The organism is Actinomadura macra NBRC 14102 (assembly GCF_001552215.1).
GTDB lineage: Bacteria > Actinomycetota > Actinomycetes > Streptosporangiales > Streptosporangiaceae > Spirillospora > Spirillospora macra.
The window spans coordinates 13803-29749 of sequence record NZ_BCQT01000021.1 but is presented as its reverse complement, the minus strand read 5'-3'; the positions used below and the strand labels follow the sequence as shown (position 1 = coordinate 29749).

Annotated in this window: 17 protein-coding genes; 5 read left to right on the top strand and 12 right to left on the bottom strand. The window is 72.1% G+C overall.

What is annotated here, in order from left to right:
* Window positions 1–58 precede the first annotated feature (58 nt).
* The gene (locus AMA02S_RS32865; protein ID WP_084265859.1) at window positions 59–1156 is read right to left on the bottom strand and encodes a fatty acid desaturase family protein; all 1098 of its coding nucleotides are present in this window, start codon (window positions 1154–1156) and stop codon (window positions 59–61) included.
* Between the two features lie 195 nt (window positions 1157–1351).
* Window positions 1352–3070, bottom strand: coding sequence for a SpoIIE family protein phosphatase (locus AMA02S_RS32860; RefSeq protein WP_067466451.1), 1719 nt, complete (start codon window positions 3068–3070; stop codon window positions 1352–1354).
* A 255-nt stretch (window positions 3071–3325) separates the two neighbouring features.
* On the opposite strand from AMA02S_RS32860, the gene AMA02S_RS42375 reads away from it, so the two are divergent.
* The 5 genes from AMA02S_RS42375 (at window position 3326) to AMA02S_RS32840 (ending at window position 6995) form a co-directional block, all read left to right on the top strand.
* Window positions 3326–3655, top strand: a complete 330-nt coding sequence (locus AMA02S_RS42375) for a hypothetical protein (RefSeq protein ID WP_157430985.1) — start codon at window positions 3326–3328, stop codon at window positions 3653–3655.
* A gap of 456 nt (window positions 3656–4111) precedes the next feature.
* Complete coding sequence (locus AMA02S_RS32855) at window positions 4112–4735, top strand: hypothetical protein (protein WP_157430984.1); 624 nt, start codon at window positions 4112–4114, stop codon at window positions 4733–4735.
* A gap of 65 nt (window positions 4736–4800) precedes the next feature.
* A complete protein-coding gene (locus AMA02S_RS32850; RefSeq protein ID WP_067466445.1) occupies window positions 4801–5157 on the top strand; it encodes a PRC-barrel domain-containing protein in 357 nt (118 codons plus the stop codon).
* A 314-nt stretch (window positions 5158–5471) separates the two neighbouring features.
* Window positions 5472–6560: a hypothetical protein gene (locus AMA02S_RS32845; protein ID WP_067466443.1), complete on the top strand. Its 1089-nt coding sequence runs from the start codon at window positions 5472–5474 to the stop codon at window positions 6558–6560.
* 159 nt (window positions 6561–6719) lie between these two features.
* Entirely contained in the window at window positions 6720–6995 is a 276-nt protein-coding gene (locus AMA02S_RS32840) for a peptidoglycan-binding domain-containing protein (protein ID WP_084265857.1), read from the top strand.
* Window positions 6996–7025: 30 nt separating this feature from the next.
* On the opposite strand, the gene AMA02S_RS32835 is transcribed toward AMA02S_RS32840, so the two are convergent.
* Genes AMA02S_RS32835 through AMA02S_RS32790 form a run of 10 tightly spaced genes read right to left on the bottom strand, consistent with a single transcriptional unit; the run spans window position 7026 to window position 15901 of the window.
* Complete coding sequence (locus tag AMA02S_RS32835) at window positions 7026–8057, bottom strand: methyltransferase (protein WP_067466437.1); 1032 nt, start codon at window positions 8055–8057, stop codon at window positions 7026–7028.
* Between the two features lie 2 nt (window positions 8058–8059).
* Entirely contained in the window at window positions 8060–8770 is a 711-nt protein-coding gene (locus tag AMA02S_RS43080; RefSeq protein WP_067466434.1) for a hypothetical protein, read from the bottom strand.
* Window positions 8760–9782 carry a DUF6895 family protein gene (locus tag AMA02S_RS32825; RefSeq protein WP_067466431.1) on the bottom strand — a complete coding sequence of 341 codons (1023 nt, stop codon included), beginning with the start codon at window positions 9780–9782 and terminating at the stop codon, window positions 8760–8762. The genes AMA02S_RS43080 and AMA02S_RS32825 overlap by 11 nt, the downstream gene beginning before the upstream one ends.
* Window positions 9779–10669 (bottom strand): ATP-binding cassette domain-containing protein, encoded by an 891-nt coding sequence (locus tag AMA02S_RS32820; protein ID WP_067466428.1) that lies wholly within the window; start codon window positions 10667–10669, stop codon window positions 9779–9781. Before AMA02S_RS32820 ends, AMA02S_RS32825 begins: the two co-directional genes overlap by 4 nt.
* A 2-nt stretch (window positions 10670–10671) precedes the next feature.
* Window positions 10672–11502 carry a hypothetical protein gene (locus AMA02S_RS32815; protein ID WP_067466425.1) on the bottom strand — a complete coding sequence of 277 codons (831 nt, stop codon included), beginning with the start codon at window positions 11500–11502 and terminating at the stop codon, window positions 10672–10674.
* Window positions 11499–12194, bottom strand: coding sequence for a hypothetical protein (locus AMA02S_RS32810; protein ID WP_157430983.1), 696 nt, complete (start codon window positions 12192–12194; stop codon window positions 11499–11501). The genes AMA02S_RS32815 and AMA02S_RS32810 overlap by 4 nt, the downstream gene beginning before the upstream one ends.
* A complete protein-coding gene (locus AMA02S_RS32805) occupies window positions 12191–12982 on the bottom strand; it encodes an ABC transporter permease (RefSeq protein WP_157430982.1) in 792 nt (263 codons plus the stop codon). The genes AMA02S_RS32810 and AMA02S_RS32805 overlap by 4 nt, the downstream gene beginning before the upstream one ends.
* Window positions 12979–13905, bottom strand: a complete 927-nt coding sequence (locus AMA02S_RS32800) for an ABC transporter ATP-binding protein (RefSeq protein WP_067466416.1) — start codon at window positions 13903–13905, stop codon at window positions 12979–12981. The genes AMA02S_RS32805 and AMA02S_RS32800 overlap by 4 nt, the downstream gene beginning before the upstream one ends.
* The gene (locus AMA02S_RS32795) at window positions 13902–14501 is read right to left on the bottom strand and encodes a flavoprotein (protein ID WP_067466413.1); all 600 of its coding nucleotides are present in this window, start codon (window positions 14499–14501) and stop codon (window positions 13902–13904) included. The genes AMA02S_RS32800 and AMA02S_RS32795 overlap by 4 nt, the downstream gene beginning before the upstream one ends.
* Window positions 14498–15901 (bottom strand): lanthionine synthetase C family protein, encoded by a 1404-nt coding sequence (locus tag AMA02S_RS32790; protein WP_067466410.1) that lies wholly within the window; start codon window positions 15899–15901, stop codon window positions 14498–14500. The genes AMA02S_RS32795 and AMA02S_RS32790 overlap by 4 nt, the downstream gene beginning before the upstream one ends.
* Window positions 15902–15947: the final 46 nt, after the last annotated feature.

Sequence of the window (15947 nt, the reverse complement as noted above, 5' to 3'; positions counted from 1 at the left end):
GGAAGCGTGCCGCGACGCAATTGATCGCCTGGTGCGAGTCGTCCGAACCAAGCGTGGATCAGTACTCCAGCTCCGGACGCAGGGGGCCGCCGACCGCGTGCAGGTGACGCAGCACCTGTGCGTAGGAGGCGGGGAGACTCGTCTCGTAGTAGGCGATCTCATGGCGAATGCAGAAGGCGTGCACGAGGGCCTTCGCGCGTCGCAGGTTGGGGCGTGGCATGGACGGGAAGAGATGGTGTTCGATCTGGTAGTTCAGTCCGCCGAGCGCGAAGTCGGTGACCGGACCACCGCGGATGTTGCGCGCGGTCAGCACCTGCCGGCGCAGGAAGTCGGTCTTCTGGTCCTTGCTGAAGATCGGCATGCCCTTGTGGTTGGGCGCGAACGAACAGCCCAGGTAGAGCCCGAACAGGCCCTGCTGAAGGAGCAGGAAACCCGCGGCCTGGAGAGGTGGGAGCACCCAGAGCAGGACGGTGAGGTATCCGGCGATATGAACGAGGAGAAGACCGCCCTCAGCCAGACGAGTCCACCCGGAGACGCTCTCGCGCGAGCTCGCGCCACGCTTGAAAAGGGCACGGGCCCCCGCAATATGCAGATGGAACCCTTCCAGGAGCAGCATCGGGAAGAAGAGCCAGGCTTGGTGGCGAGCCAGCCACGCGCCGGCTCCGCGCCGGGCCCGGACGTCGGGGCGGGTGAAGGCGATCGCTCCCGGGGCGATGTCGGGGTCACGGCCGGCCTGGTTGGGGTGGGCGTGGTGCCGGTTGTGCTTGGAGGTCCACCACTCGTAGCTGAACCCCACCAGAAGGTCGCCGTGCAGGCGGCCGAGCAGTTCATTGACACGCCTGGAACGCGCTATCTGCTGATGGCCGGCATCGTGCCCGAGGAACGCCGTCTGGGTGAACGTGACCGCCAGGAACGCCGCCACCAGGAGTTGCCACCATGACTGTCCGATCAGGACGAACGCGACCCAGCCGGCGGCCAGCAGGACAAGGTTGCCCACGATCTTCGCCCAGTAGTAGCCGGGGCGCCGGGCCAGCAGCCCGGCCTGTCTGACCTCGCGGGACAGCATCGCGTAGTCGCTGCCTCGCCGGGCTCCCCGGGCATCGTCCTGGCCTGGGGAGAGCCGGCACGCATCGTCGATGCGCACGCTTGTCGTCATGGGTACTCCGCTCCGATGGGGGATGGCCATCCAGGCCAGTACGTGGCCGGCCCGGGGCGACCACGCCCGGTGCCCAGGCGCGAATCCGTCCCCCGCCAGTCAAGCTCGACGTTCGGGTCGTCGAAACGGCCGATCTGAGCATGGTTCATCAGCGAGACCGATAACCGTCGGGCGCCGTGCGCCCCGCCTGCGCCTTCAGCCGGGGACGCGGACGGCGAGGAGCGCGACGTCGTCCTCGCCGCTGGGATCCATGCGCAGGAGGAGTTGGTCGCACAGGTCGGGCAGCGGGAGCTGGGCCAGATGAGCGCCATGGCGGCGGAGACCGGTGAGGCGGTCGGTCAGGTCGGCACCGCGGGTCTCGATGAGTCCGTCGCTGTAGAGCAGGAGGGTGGACAGCGGCGGGAGGACGTGTGTGCCGTCGGGGCGCGTGCCGGTGAGCTCGGGGCTGCCGAGCAGCATTCCGTGCTCCTCCAGGAAGAGCGTGGCGCCGTCACGGGTGATCAGCAGTGGCGGTGGATGGCCCGCGTTGCACCAGCGCAGTCTCCATCCCTCGCCGGCGTCCCCGTCGACGAGGGCGTACACGGCGGTGGCCATCTCGGTGTCGCTGACCGCGGCCATCACGCCGTCCAGGCGTTCCAGCACGATGCTGGGCGGCGTGGCCAGATCCCAGGCCAGCGCCCTGAGCATGTTGCGGACCTGGGCCATCCGGGCCGCGGCGTGCAGGTCATGGCCCACGATGTCCCCCAGGACCAGGCCGGTCGCCCCATCGGGCAGCAGGAAGGCGTCGTACCAGTCGCCGCCGACCCAGCTGGCCTTGGTCGCGGGCACGTACCGGGCCTGCAACTGCAGGTCCCCTGGCTGGGGCAGCGGGGTGAGCAGGCTGCGCTGCATGGCCTCGGCCGTGTTGCGCTGCGCCGCGAAAAGGCGGGCATTGGCCAGGACGAGACCGGTGCGGCGCGCGACGTCCTCGACGACGAGCCTGTCTTCCGGCCCGTAGCCCTGCCCGGGGCGCGAGTACCCCAGGGTCAGCGCGCCGTAGGTCTCGCCCCGGGCCGCCAGCGGCGTGATGATCGCGCTCTGGGCGTCCATGACCCGGAAGAGCTCGTACTGGGCCGCTGCCAGCGGTTCGTCGGCGTAGGCACCGGTGTCGCCGCTGACGACGACCGTCGCGCCCCCGCGCAGCACCTGGGCCAGCGGCCCGCGCGGGATCCGGGGAAGCGGCGGAAGCGGACCCTCCAGCCGGGCGAGATCGGCGAGATCGGCGGCGGAGAGGTCGCGGTGCGTCGCGGTGACCCGCTCGACGCGGCCGTCGGAGACCAGCAGGTCGACCTCCGCCCAGTCCCCGAGCGCGGGCACCACGAGCCGGACCAGCCGCCGCAGCACCTCCTCCTCGTTCAGCGTGGACGACAGCACCGTGGTGATCTCGGCCACCAGCGCCAGGCGGGACTGGGCCCGCCGTGCCTCGCCCATCCGTTCCCGCTGCTCACGCTCGGCCCTGAACCGCTCGGCGGCGTCCTGTAGGACGATGACGGCCCCGGCCACCGCCCCCGCCTTGCGTCCACCGCCGGCCGGCTCGCCGGTGTAGATCGGCGCCGACGACCAGGAGCACATCACCAGCCGACCGTCGCGGTGGGCGAACCTCTCGCCGTCCCCACGGTCGGGGATGCCCGTGCGCAGCGCGCGCATGAGGCGGCTGTCGCGTTCCCGCGGGACGCGCCCCTGGTCGTCCCGGAGGAGGAGCCGGTGCAGCGACCTTCCCAGCACGTCGTCCCGCGTGTAGCCGAGAAGCTGTCGGGCCCGTGGGTTCCACGCCGTGATCCGGCCGGACTCGTCGATGGCGAGGACCCCCGAGTTCATCGCCTCGACCAGAGGATCACGGTTCGTGTCCGGCCGGTCGTCCGTCTCACCGCTCATCTGGTCCCCCCGGGTCGAGCACCTCGGTACATTTCCCTGCTGACCGGGATCACTCCCCGGCTGATCGAACCGTCTCATGGGAAGTCCTCGGCCCGCGGGCAAGCGCACCTATTCAGGGCTCACTCCGCGAAATTGTTTGCAATATTCATGGATATCTAACGCAAATACGCGTAGTATTTGAGATATCCGGCAATGACGACATCCCCATCCTGAGGTTGGCCCGCCACACCGGCTCGAACCCCCAAAGGGGGCGTCATGCCGATCCTGCATCGCACACACCAGAGTGACGGCTCCGGCGCCGCGGATCCCCCGCCGGTCCGGCGGACGCGACGTGCCGCCTCACCGCCGGCCCGAGCGCGGCGGCTGCCCACTCCTCCCCTGACGAAGTGGGGCTGGCCCGCCACCCTCGTGATGTTCACGACGATCGTGTTCGTCGTGTTCCTGATCCAGAGCACGCTACTGATGGCGCTGGTCATGGCGGTGGCGACCATGCTGGCCGGCGGAATCCTGCTCACGCTGGTCACCGGAACCGCCTGGATCGACCAGCTCCGCGGTAGCGCCGCGGAGCCGCGGCGACGGCACTGATCTGAAGTCCCACCCCGACCAAGGCCCTTCACTCCGGACCGCCCGCCCCGCGGCCCGGGGCGAAGGGCCTGCCTCCATGTGGGCCATCACTATGGCCGCGCCCACGCTCGGCCGCGCACCTTTTCGCCTTTGAGGGGATACGTCCCAGAGGCACGGATAACCCAGTCTGGGAAGAATGGGGCGCCGGCTGTTGACCCGTCATCGGCGGGAAATTCAGCCGAATCTCTGCATGGTCCCACCATCCGGCGTTCTCGTGATCGGCCCTGGTGATGAGCTTTGTCACGATCAACGGTTTCCCGCCTACCCGGAAGTGGGCTTAGGTGGTAGTTGCCGGCTCATTACCGCAGGGCCGTGCCGATACCCCGGCGCCCGTCCGCGCGCCCCGCCGACCAGGCGGATCCCGAGCCACCAGTAGCCCGTTCACCGCCTGTAGAGGATCCGATGAGCACCCATCCGATGAGCACCCAACAGTCCACCGGCACCGGCCCCCGCGTCAGAGCGCCCTCCGGCCGGTGCCCGCCGGCCGGCCGGCTGATGGGCCTGCCGGCTCCGCTGCCCGCGCAGGTGCGCGCCGCCCGCGCCCACCTGACGCCTCTTCACGCCACCGGAGTGGATGCGGTGATGTGGGAGGCCAGGAGGCATCCCATGCCCGACAGAGCCGCCATCAGCGCCGTCATCGCCGCCTCCGAGGCTGCCCGGTCCGGCACCGGCGTCCAACCGGAGCCGCTCCAGGTGGCGGCGGCGCTGGTGCTGCTGGGAGCGGTTCGCCTGGAGATGGACCAGACCGAGGCGCGCCTGCTGGACACCGCGCAGGCGGCGGCCATGGGCTGGGAGCAGATCGCCGCCGTGCTGGACATGGGCGTCGCGGAGGCCGAGGAACGCTTCAGATCCCTCAAGCCCCGGCTGGACGAGCCGGTCGCCCATGTCGCCGCGCCGTTCCCGGGTGCGGCCCCGCACCGTGGCCCCACCAGGGGGCATGCTCCGAACTGGGACGGCTCGGCTCGCACCCAGGTGTGGGACGAATGGGACGAGCAGGCCGGCGAAGGCCGGTCTGTCCCGGAAGCCAGGACCTGGCGCTGAAGGACCGTCCCGCGCCGGACGCTGGGCAGAGGTTCCGGCGGCGGCGTGGAGGGAAGGGGATACCCGTGATCGAGATTGCCGACATCCGTGAGTGGCGCGCCCAGCCCGTGGTCGACTCCGGCGGGCACAAGATCGGCATGCTGGAGGCGATCTACGTGGCCACCAGCACCGATGAACCCGCCATGGCCACCGTCCAGATCGGCCTGCCCACGCGGCACCGGCTGGTCTTCGTTCCCCTGGACGGCGCGGTCGCCGGGCCGGGGTATGTGCGGATCGCCTACGACAAGTCGCTGGTCAAGCAGAGCCCGCCGATCGGCACCGACGACGTCCTGCCCGCCGAGGACGAGGAAGCGATCTTCCGGCACTACGGCCTGGCCTACCGGCCCGGCGCCGCGGGCGAACGGCAGCTCGCCCGCCGCTGAGCCCCCTCACCTCCCACGGTGAGTGCCCGGGCCGGCTGTGAGAGCCGAGGGCCCGTCGGTATCCAGCCCGCGCAGTGTCCCGCCCGCGCGAGTACGCGACCGGCCGCGGACGAGCTGAGCGGGGCTTTCTCGCCCGCCCATGTTTCCTTTGAGTTTTCCTTCGGGATCGTGGGGCAAATTATGCCGCCCCATGATTCTTCTGGGTTCGGATCGCCAATAGTCTAGAGGAGCGTCAGGTGGCGCGCCTGAAGGGCTCTGGCCGCATGAGACGATGGGCATATGGAATTCCGATCCTCTCCAGGATCGATGAATGGATGCGTGAGCGGAACTCCTGGGTGCTCTGTGAGGAGATCCGCGCCAATGCGCGCGAGCTGACCTGCCAACTGGACTCCAAAGCGGCCCGGCTGCGCAAGGCCGGAGAAGACGAACGCCTGCTGGAAGGCGCGCGGGGCGCGCTCCAGAGCGCGCTGAGCGTCATCGATTTCGACACGCACCGCCGGGGCCCGACGGCGTCCCATGTGACGACCGCGCAGCTGCATCTGAACTCGGCCCGGTCCCTCTGGATGAAGACCCTGACCCCCGACGAACTCCGGGCGCACCTGCCGAGCATGTTCGAGCTGGTCACGAAGCATCTGGCGGCCACCGACCCGCGGCGGGTCGCCGCCGAGAAGGTCGGGGGCGACCTGGACACCGCGGCGGCGCAGGGCCGGTTCGACCTGTCCGCCCCACAGCTGCAGGTCATCATCAAGGGCGTGGACGCGGCCCGGGAGAGCGCCCTGCTGGAGAAGCTGCGCGCCGAGAGCTTCGCCCGCATCGTCCGGTGGATGGCCGCCGCCCTGTTCTGCCTGGCGGTCTCCATCGCCGCCCTGTCGGCGATCTGGAAGGCGTCCGTTCCCCTGTGCTTCACGCCGTCCGGCGGCACCACGATGCAGGACGGGGTCGGCATCGTGTGTCCCACCAGGTCGGCGCCGCCCATGCCGGCGGACCAGGTCGGGGCCGAGACCGGCAGGATCGCCGAACGGAGCGACTACATCATCGTCGAGATCGTGGGTATGACCGCGGCGAGCATCGCCGCGGCCTCGGCGTTGCGGAAGGTCAGGGGGACCTCCACGCCCTTCGGCATCCCGGTCGCCCTCGCCGTGCTGAAGCTGCCCACCGGCGCGCTGACCGCGGTCCTCGGGCTGCTGCTGATGCGCGGCGCGTTCATCCCGGGACTCAGCGCGCTCGACTCGCCGGCCCAGATCATCGCCTGGGCCGTGATCCTCGGATATTCGCAGGAGCTGTTCACGAAGTTCGTCGACAGGCAGGGGCAGGCCGTTCTGGAGGGGGTGCGCGGACCCACGGAACCACCGGCTCCGCTACCGAACTCCGGCGGGCTCGCCGACACGGCACGCCGAGCCTGACAGCGGTTCGTGGATGCCATTGAATTTTCATCTCACCGCCTCGGTAAAATGCAGAGGCGACCTCTTTGCTCGAACCTTCCCTGACGGGCGTTGCGGCATTAACGCGGCATTGTGGATTCTGAGGGAGAAGCACCCGTTCCCGTCGAGGAGGGATTTGATATGGCTGAGCCTGAAGTCACCTCAGCAAAAACCACGGCGCCGCCCTGGCCCGGTCGCTACCTCAAGCAGCCGCCGCCGATGGAGGGCAAGAACAACGACGTGCGCACCTGGCAGACCCAGATGCACAAGCGCGGCTGGAAGATCAAGGTCGACAACTGGTACGGCCCGAAGTCCGAAGCCGTCTGCGTGGCCTTCCAGAAGGAGAAGAGGCTGAAGGTGGACGGGGTCGTCGGACCGGAGACCTGGAAGTGCACCTGGGAGTGTCCGATCACGTAGCCGCAAGGCTCCCGTGAGCCGTCACCCGCTCTATGGGTGAGGCTCACCCAGAGGCGTGCCGGAACCCCGTCCCGGCACGCCTGTGATTTCTCCCGACGCAAGTGCCGCTGATCGGCTCTGGAGGATCGTCCAGCCGGCCGGGAGTTTTGTCGCCTCGGGCACCGGAAGGCCGGCGGCGGCAAAGAGGTCGTGCCATTCGGCCAGCGGACGGAGCCGTCCGCCGAAATGCAGGAGCAGATCCAGGTCGCCCAGGGCGTGCTCCGTCTCCCCCGGCAGCGGAACCATTTCGATGATGAGCAGGTGCCCGTGTTCGTTCAGGGCCGCCTGGCAGTTACGAAGGATCTTCGCGGCCGTCTCGTCGTCCCAGTTCGCCAGGACACGGCACAGTATGTAGACGTCCCCGCCCGGCGGCACCCATGTGCGAATGTCCGCGCCGACCCGCTCGATCCCCTGCGGGCTGGGAGTCGCGTTGAGCGTCGCCTCCAGTTCCACCAGCGTGCCACGCGCCGTGGTGTGCTTGACAAGGATTCGGTCCAACAGGTCACCGAGACCGCCACCCAGATCGATGACACGTTTTCCGGAGAAGTCGTAGGCGGTGGCGACCGCGTCGAACAGGCCCGGTGCCGGAATGGCGTGGCCGTACGCCGACGCCAGATCCGGACGTTCGTTGAGACGGTTGTACAAGTGGGTCCCGAAGTGCTTCTCAAATGGGCTCGCGCCGCTCATGCCCTCGGCGAGGGCGGTGGCGGCGGGCGCGGACATCTCGGCCGCCACCCGCGCGATGTGCCGCAGGGGGTTGTCCGCCGAGGTGGTCAGCAGCCGCCCCTCCTCGGTCAGTGAGTACAGGCCGCCGGGGACGGAATGGACGATCCCGATGGCCGCCAACGCGTCCAGGAACTGCCTCATCCGAATCGGGTCGGTGCCGGTGCGGCGGGCGAGCCCGTCCGGTGTCGCGCCCGGAGGCGTGATCAGGTCGGGGACGCCCAGCCGGACGGCCGTGCCGACCAGCGCCGTCCCCCGGTATCCAAGTGCCAGGGACAGTACGCGCTGCGCGGGATCCATCGTCAACCCTCCATGAGGCGGTATCCGGGTGTACATGCCTCCGCCAACGTCCACAGGCATCCGACCGTGACGGGCAGGTAGAGCCGGAGCTCCGGGATTCCTGTCCGTTCGGCGAGTCCGTGGAAGTCGCCAAAGCGGCCGTCCGGCCACTGGCGAGCGGCGAGAAACCCCACCGGTTCGGCCGGTATGGGGTGATCGAGGTAGCCCGTGGTCCGCAGGAGGAGCGCGCCCAGCTCCAGGTCGGCGCAGCGCAGCGCCCGGATGGCCAGGGCGGGCAGCACCAGCGCGGCGGCCGGTTCGCGAAAGGCCGTCGGAACCTGGAGCGGATCCGCTCCGAAGCCGGTGACGGCGCTGATCGCGTCGCAGCAGTCCCGGAGCTCGTCCGGTCCCTTGGTCAGCAGGTCGTACGGGTCGGTGTCGGCGGGCCATTCGGGGGGTGGTGGCACCGCGACCGGAGGGCTGAGGGCGGGGAAGCCGAGGGCTTCCAGCGTGCAGTGGGTGAGCCGGACGAGCGTCGGGTCGTACGACGTGAGGTCCACGTGGGCGAGGAGATCGGCGCAGCGCGCGGCGGCGTTCTTCAGGACGGTCGCCGGCGCCGAACAGAGACCCAGCCCGGCCAGGCCGTACATCGCGGCCCACGGGTCCTGAGTCGGTTCGTCCGCGAACAGGCCGGCCAGCCAGGCGGCCGAGCGTTCGAACGTCTCAGGACGCATCGGGCGCCTCCCACACGATCGCGGCCATGGCCGTCACGAGGGTGGTGTGGTAACAGGTGGCGAAGATCTGGCCGGGTCCCCCGCCGTCCCGGGGGTCGTGGTGCGGGCCGGGGACGAGGCCGTCTGGGCGCTGGTCGCCCTGGAGGCAGCGCCAGGCGAGGTCGGTGAGGCCGTCCGGGGGGAGGCCGAGCGCGCGCCAGCACAGCAACAGCTCGGCGGTCAGGTCCCAGTTGCGCCACGCCACGTACTCGGCGAGGAGGAGCCGTACGAGAGCGCGCGCGTTCCCCATCGTCTCGCCGCGCGGGTAGGGGCGCGCACCCATGTCGGTCACGGCGAAGATGACATGCGTGATCGCGTAGGCGTCCAGGTCGGACAGGTGGCAGAGGCTGAGCCGCTCCGCGAGCAGCGAGCGGCCGATCAGGTCGCTCACCGGTGGCAGCAGGTGCTCGACCGCGCCGAGGTCGAGGTAGTACCGCAGTTCCAGCAGCCCGGCCGCCGTCCGGGCCAGCGCGTGGGTGGAGCCGCCGGCCGCGGCCACCCGGTCGCGCAGGTAGGAGTTCAGATGCGGGACGGGGGTCCGGCCCGTCCGCTCCAGCAGGATCGCGAGCGCGGCGTAGTACGGGAACAGGGAGTGGACGCGGGCGAACCGCTCCTGGCAGGCCGGTCCGGCGAGGACGGCGGCGGCCAGGTCCAGCGACCGGTCGGTCTCCAGCCTCGTCACGGCGCCGAACCCGCCGCGCTCGGCCGAGAGCCGGCACAGGATGACCAGTTCCAGCAGCGGCCCTTCGGGGAACGCGTCCGGGTCGGCGGGCGGGCGGCGGCGCCGCGGGTCGAAGAACGGGAGCCGCTGGGTGCACCACAGCAGGGCGCGCTCACCGACGTCGCGGATGTCCAGTTCCTTCGCAGGCCCCACCTGACCGACTCCGACGGTGCCCTCGGGCGGATGTGCCGACAGGGCCTGGCGCACGTCCTCGTCCAGGCGGCCGAAACGGTGGCGGGGGACGGCCGTCATCTGATGCCGCTCCCGGCGCGCTGTCCCGTCCGCGAGGAGTGCAGCAGGTAGGCGTAGGCGTCTTCGAGGGACACCGGGACGGGTTCGGCGGAGTCGCCCGGCGCGCTGGTCACGACCCGTTTGGCCTGCCCGTACGCCGCGGCGACGGTACCGAGGACGAGGCTGCCGGGCGGTTCGAGCCCGTCGGCGGGCACGAGGAAGACGCGGCCTCGCACGGTCTCCAGGAGGTCGGCGGTCAACCCCTGGAAGAGCACGCGCCCGTGGTCCAGCACGACGAGCTGCGGGCAGGTCTGCGCGACGTCCTCCAGAATGTGCGTGGACAGCAGGACCGTCCGGTCGCCGCCCAGTTCCGCCAGCAGCGACCGGAATCGGATGCGCTCCTCGGGGTCGAGCCCGGCGGTCGGCTCGTCCACGATGAGCAGCTCCGGGTCGCCGAGCAGCGCCTGCGCGATGCCGACCCGGCGGCACATGCCGCCGGAGAGCCCGCGGACGCGGCGGTCCGCGAACGCGGCGAGGCCGACCAGGTCCAGCAGCCGCCGCGCCTCCTCCCGGCGGCGCCGGGCGGACAGGCCCTTGAGCAGCCCGATGTACTCGACGAACTCCTGCGCGGTCAGCTCCGGGTAGAGCGCGAGTTCCTGCGGCAGGTAGCCGAGGACGCGTTGCAGGTCGCGGCGCCGGCGCCGGTCGGTGATATCGCGTCCGCCCAGCGAGGCGCGCCCGCCGGTGGGGCGGACGACCCCGACCAGGATGCGCATGAGGGTCGTCTTGCCGGCCCCGTTGGAACCGAGCAGGCCCACCATGCCGGGACCGAGGTCCAGCGACACGTGGTCGAGCGCGACGACCCCGCCGCCGTAGGTCTTGCTCAGGTTCTCGGTGACGATCCGCACCGCTACTCCCAACGGTAACCCGCCGCGAGGCGGTTCCGGTTGACCATGACGAGGGCCGCCGCCATCAGCGCGAGCGCGGCCAGGACGAGCGCGGCCGCCGACAGCACCGCGGTCCCCGCCGTGACGTCGGGGGACAGGACGGCGAGTCCCAGCCCCTGGTACGAGCGCTCGCCGCCGACGGAGATCGCGACGTACTCGCCGAGCGGCGAGAGCAGGGTCCCGGTCGTCGACGGGATCGGGATCACGTTCGGGTTGAGCATGCACGCCCACAGCCAGTACGCCACCAGCAGGACGCGGGCGGCGGGCAGCGGCATCAGCAGCGCCAGCAGCGACGCGACGGCGGTGGCGACGAGCAGTCCGGGCAGGATCATCGCGACCGACAGCAGCAGCGCCGCGCCGATCGCCTCCGGGCCGCCGTCCAGGACGCTGTGGACGGCGCCGACGGCCAGCAGCGTCCCCGCGACGAGCGCGTACGGCCCGGCGAACGCGCCGGCGAGGACGACGACGGCGCGCCGCCACGGCGGGACGGGGGTGGAGTTCAGGAGGTCTCCGAGCCCCTCGTCACGTTCCCGGACGAGCCGGTCGGACAGCAGCACCCCGACGCCCATGGGGACGATGTACATCAGCAGGTTCGCCCACGCGGCCACCGCCGCCGCTCCGTGCCGTCGCGGGTCGGTGAGGCCCATCAGCAGCACGACCGCGATGAGCGCGACGACCACCAGCGACGACCGTCGCCGGACGAGCATCAGGCCCTCGTAGCGGATGAGCCCGGCCAGCGGGAGGCGGCCGCGGACCCGGGACACCGCCTGTTTCCCCGGTGCCGGGGCGGTCATTGCCGGCTCCGTTCGAGGAGGCGTTCGGTGTCCCGGCAGGCGAGCAGGACTCCGGCGACGGTGAGGGCCGTCCCGGCGGCGACGAGGGCGAGGCGCCCGGTCAGCCAGTGCGTGCCGAGCCGCGCCACCGGGGACTGCGCGAGCCACACGATCAGCACGCAGACCGTGGCGGCCGCGCCCGACCGCAGCACCAGCCCGCCGACGGCGCCGACCCCGGCTAACGTGACCCCGGGGCCGACGGGGATCAGCGGGGCGAGCAGCAGCGGCGCCGGATGGTTCCAGGCCCCGACCAGATCGAGGCCGCCGATCAGCAGCCAGGCGAGGACGACCGACGCGGCGAGCAGGATCCCCACTCGGCGCAGCACGGAATGCCAGTACGGCGACGGCAGCGACAGTTGTAGCTCGATGATCCGCTCCCTGGTGACGACCGTGGCGGCGGCGAACCCGATCGCGATCGGGAAGGCCATCGCGGCGACCCGCACGGTCGACAGCCCGACGGCGCCGGCGCCGGTCTGGCCGGACGCGCGGGCGGCCGCGCCGGCGACGGCCACCAGCAGCGCGGTGGCCAGCGGCGCGGCGAACCCGGCGAGCCCGACCCGGCGGGCGTCCGCCCGCAGCAGCGACAGAGGCACCATGGCCCGTACGTAGCGCCGTGTCCCCGCGAGGTTCACCCCGACCGTCGCGTGTTTCATCGGACGAGCCGCGCGGAGAGCCGGGCGGCGCCCGCCAGTGAAAGCGCGCCGATCGCCGCGAGCACCGCGACGGCGGCGGGCCAGGGCGCGGCGGCGGGCGCGCCCGAGCCGAGCAGCCCGGCCCGCAGCAGGTCGACGGCGTAGGTCATCGGGTTGACGCCGACGAGTGCCCGCATCCAGGCGGGCAGGGTGTCGGCGCGGAACACGGCGCCGGACAGCATGAACAGCGGCGTCATCGCGACGCCCATCAGCGCCGCGACGGTCTCCGGCCGGCCGGCCGCCACCGACAGCAGCACGCCGAGCGCGCCGAAGGAGACGCTCAGCAGCACGGCCGCCGCGAGCGTCCCCGCCAGGCTCGCGGGGGTGACGCGCACGCCGAGCACGGCGGCGAGCGGCAGCAGGGCGGCCATGTGGGTCAGGGCGAGCACCGCGGAACTGCACGTCTTGGCGACGGGCAGCACCCAGCGCGGGATCGGGGCGACCAGCAGCTCGCGAGCGAACCCGTACGTGCGGTCCCAGGCCAGGCTGACGCTGCTGGTCAGCGCGGTCAGCGTGACGTTCATGCAGGCGATGCCGGGGAAGACGTAGACGCGCATGGGGATGCCGTCCACCTCGTCCACCATGCCCTGGAACGCCACGCCGAACACCAGCAGCATCACCGCGACCTGGCCGGCGCTGGACAGCAGCAGCCCCCGGTTCCGGACGTGCCGCAACAGGTCGCGCTGGCACAGCAGGTACACGCAGACGAGATGGTGCCCTGTCATGACGCCGGGCGAGCGGTGCGTCATGGCGCCGCCACGCACGACAGGAAGACCTCTTCGAGGGACGACAGCCGCAGCTCCACCCGGTCGATGTGCAGCCCGTGCCGGGCGGCGAGCGCGCAGAGCCCGTGCACCGAGGAGGCCGGGTCGTGGTGCGGGACGAGCACGCCGCCCGGCGCCTCCATCGCCAGGATGCCGGCGGCGCCGAGGACGGTCAGCAGCGGCCCCGGCGCGGCGACGGCGAGGTGCACGGACCCGGCGCCCGCGGACGTCCGCAATTCGAGGGGACTGCCGGAGGCGACGGTGCGCCCGCCCGCGACGACGTGCACCCGGTCCGATACCTCCGCCTCGTCCATGTAGTGCGTGGAGAACAGCACGGTGGTCCCGGCGGCGGTCACCTGCGCGCGGACGTCGTTCCAGAAGGCGGCGCGCGCCTCCGGGTCGAGGCCGGTCGTCGGCTCGTCCAGGACGAGCAGGCGCGGCCGGTGCAGCAGCGCGCGCACCAGCTCCACCCGCCGTGCGAGCCCGCCCGACAGCCGCCGGATCCGGTCGCCCGACCGTCCGTCCAACCCGAAGTCGCCGAGCAGTCTCCGGGCGTCCGACCGGGCCGCCGAGCGGGACATCCCGAACAGCCGTCCGTGCAGGACGAGGTTCTCCAGCACGGTCAGCTCCGCGTCCAGGGTGGGCTCCTGGAAGACGACTCCGAGGGCGCGGCGCAGCGCGGCGGGCTCCCGGCCGATGCGCACGCCGAGGACGGTCAGGGTGCCGGCCTGGACGGGCGCCAGGCCGCAGACCTGCCGCAGGAAGGTCGTCTTGCCCGCACCGTTCGGGCCGAGCACGGCGGTGATCTCCGCGGTCCCGACCGCGAGGTCCAGCCCGTCCAGCGCGATCACCTCGCCGTAGCGGAAGCCGAGCCCCTCGGCCCGCACCGCGTCCGGCGGCCGGGTCACGCGCCCGCCTCCCGCAGTGCCGGGCCGACGCACTCCCGCGGCATCGGGGCGAGGCGCCCGCGCAGCTCGGCCTTGACCGTCGCGACGAGCTCCTCGATGGGCGGCGGCGCGATCCCGGGCACGATGCCGCCGCTCGCCGCCTCGTAGACCTGCGCCGCCACCGGCTCGACCAGGTGATGGCCGTCCTCGCGCAGCGTCGCGACGTTGCGCCGCACCGCGGGTGAGGCCCACATGTCGGCGTTCATCGCCGGGACGATCAGCAGCGGGCGGCGGTGCGCGAGGGCGGTGCTGGTCAGCAGGTTGGGTGCGGCGCCGTGGGCCAGGTTGGAGAGCGTGTGCGCGGTGCAGGGCAGGACGACCAGCAGGTCCGCCCAGCGGGACAGCCGAACGTGCCCGTCGCCCGGGTCGCCGTCCGTGACCGTCTCGATCAGGTGGGCGAGGGTCGCGGCCGGCAGGAACCGGTCGGCCGTCGGGGTGAGGACGACCTTGAGGTCCAGGCGGACCGAGCGCAGCGCGCCGAGGAACGCCGGCAGCTGGAGGATCGCGATCGATCCCGTCGCCCCGACGAGCACGCGAGCCGGACGCTTGCCGTTCATGCGCCGAACGCCAGCTCGGCGAGCAGGCTCGGCCCCCCGGCCGTGCCGCTCTCGTCCGTACCCTGCTTGTCCACACCGTGCTCGTCCACAGTCAGCAGGACGGCGGCGACGCCGGCCGCGCCGTCCAGCACGCCGGCCACGTCGAGCATGAACCGCCGCTCGTCCAGGGTCCCGGTCTCCGTCGCCGGGACGGCGTGCCGGTAGCCGAACGGGAGCCGCGGATCGTAGGCGGCGGTGATCTCGCCGGCGAGCCGCGCCGCGTGCCCGCCGAGGCTTCCTCCCCCCTCGCTCCCGGCCAGCCGGTGAGAGGCGGCGAGCAGGCCCGACGTGCCGTGGCAGACGGTGAGGCCGTCCAGATGCCAGGCGTCGCGGGGGCGGGCGAAAACGGCGTGCATCCCCTCCAGCGCGAGGCGCGACCACTCGGGACGGGCGAACGCGCGGCCCGCCGCGTCCAGCGCGAGGCCGAGCCCGGGCGCGCCGTAGCACCAGGCGCTCCGCGAGATCACCTCGCCGTCCGGGGCACCGTCCAGTTGCTCCTGCCAGGTGACGCGGCACGGCCAGTAGGGCCCGGCCTCGTCCCGCAGCGCCCGTTCGGCCAGCCATTGCGCGGCGTGGGACGCACTCTCCTCGGCGCCCGCCGGCGCCATCCCGCACGACGCGGCGGCGGCCAGCACGCTCATCGGCCCCGCCGGGCCGTGCGCGAACCCGGCGTTGAAGTCGCCGAGCGGGTAGGCCCGCTCGTCCTCCGCGGTCGGTTGCAGCCGGGAGGGCACCCACCAGCCGGGGACCTCGTGGCCGTCCACCCGCACCGGCCGCAGGACGGCGACCAGCTGCTCCAGCCCGGCCTGTACCGCCCGCCGGGCATGGTCGAGGACGGCGCGGTCGCCGGACGGCTCGGCCGCGACGATCATCAGCAGCCGGGTGAGGCCGGCGATACCGGCGACGACGTCGTAGCCGTGCCAGCCGACGCCCGGCCCCCGGGCGCGCAGCTGGGCCTCCTCGGCGCAGCGTCTGAGCAGGTCGTCGGCCACCCAGGGGACGAGCCTGGCGTGCAGCCGCCGGTACGACGCGCCGGCGCGGCGGGCGGCGGTGACCGCGGCGAGGATCGCCGCGGGGCCGCAGTAGAGCCCGGTCGGCGGATGGGTGCGCACCGAGTCGAGCGCGGCCGTGATGTGCGCGTGTGCCATCGGGAGCCAGCGGTCGTCCTGGACGGCGGCCTGCGCCGCCGCCAGCGCGACGCCCGGATGCCCGTGTGCCAGCGAGACGGGGTGCCATGTGGAGAGCCCGTAGTAGGGGATCTTGTTGCGCGGGTTTCCGGCGATCTCGGCCACGTGCGCCGGGTCGCGCATCTTCGTCAGGACGTGCTCGGCCACCTCGCGCGAGGCGGTCGGGTGTGTCACGGCGGGGGGCGGAACCACAGGGGAGGCGGGGGGCGTGGGAGAGGCG

Coding starts and splice junctions, on each gene's coding strand:
- AMA02S_RS32805 (WP_157430982.1), bottom strand. CDS start 12,982: ATGACGCACCGCTCGCCCGGCGTCATGACAGGGCACCATCTCGTCTGC.
- AMA02S_RS32825 (WP_067466431.1), bottom strand. CDS start 9,782: ATGACGGCCGTCCCCCGCCACCGTTTCGGCCGCCTGGACGAGGACGTG.
- AMA02S_RS32795 (WP_067466413.1), bottom strand. CDS start 14,501: ATGAACGGCAAGCGTCCGGCTCGCGTGCTCGTCGGGGCGACGGGATCG.
- AMA02S_RS43080 (WP_067466434.1), bottom strand. CDS start 8,770: ATGCGTCCTGAGACGTTCGAACGCTCGGCCGCCTGGCTGGCCGGCCTG.
- AMA02S_RS42375 (WP_157430985.1), top strand. CDS start 3,326: ATGCCGATCCTGCATCGCACACACCAGAGTGACGGCTCCGGCGCCGCG.
- AMA02S_RS32855 (WP_157430984.1), top strand. CDS start 4,112: ATGAGCACCCAACAGTCCACCGGCACCGGCCCCCGCGTCAGAGCGCCC.
- AMA02S_RS32835 (WP_067466437.1), bottom strand. CDS start 8,057: ATGGATCCCGCGCAGCGCGTACTGTCCCTGGCACTTGGATACCGGGGG.
- AMA02S_RS32865 (WP_084265859.1), bottom strand. CDS start 1,156: ATGACGACAAGCGTGCGCATCGACGATGCGTGCCGGCTCTCCCCAGGC.
- AMA02S_RS32845 (WP_067466443.1), top strand. CDS start 5,472: ATGCGTGAGCGGAACTCCTGGGTGCTCTGTGAGGAGATCCGCGCCAAT.
- AMA02S_RS32815 (WP_067466425.1), bottom strand. CDS start 11,502: ATGACCGCCCCGGCACCGGGGAAACAGGCGGTGTCCCGGGTCCGCGGC.
- AMA02S_RS32810 (WP_157430983.1), bottom strand. CDS start 12,194: ATGAAACACGCGACGGTCGGGGTGAACCTCGCGGGGACACGGCGCTAC.
- AMA02S_RS32860 (WP_067466451.1), bottom strand. CDS start 3,070: ATGAGCGGTGAGACGGACGACCGGCCGGACACGAACCGTGATCCTCTG.
- AMA02S_RS32840 (WP_084265857.1), top strand. CDS start 6,720: ATGGCTGAGCCTGAAGTCACCTCAGCAAAAACCACGGCGCCGCCCTGG.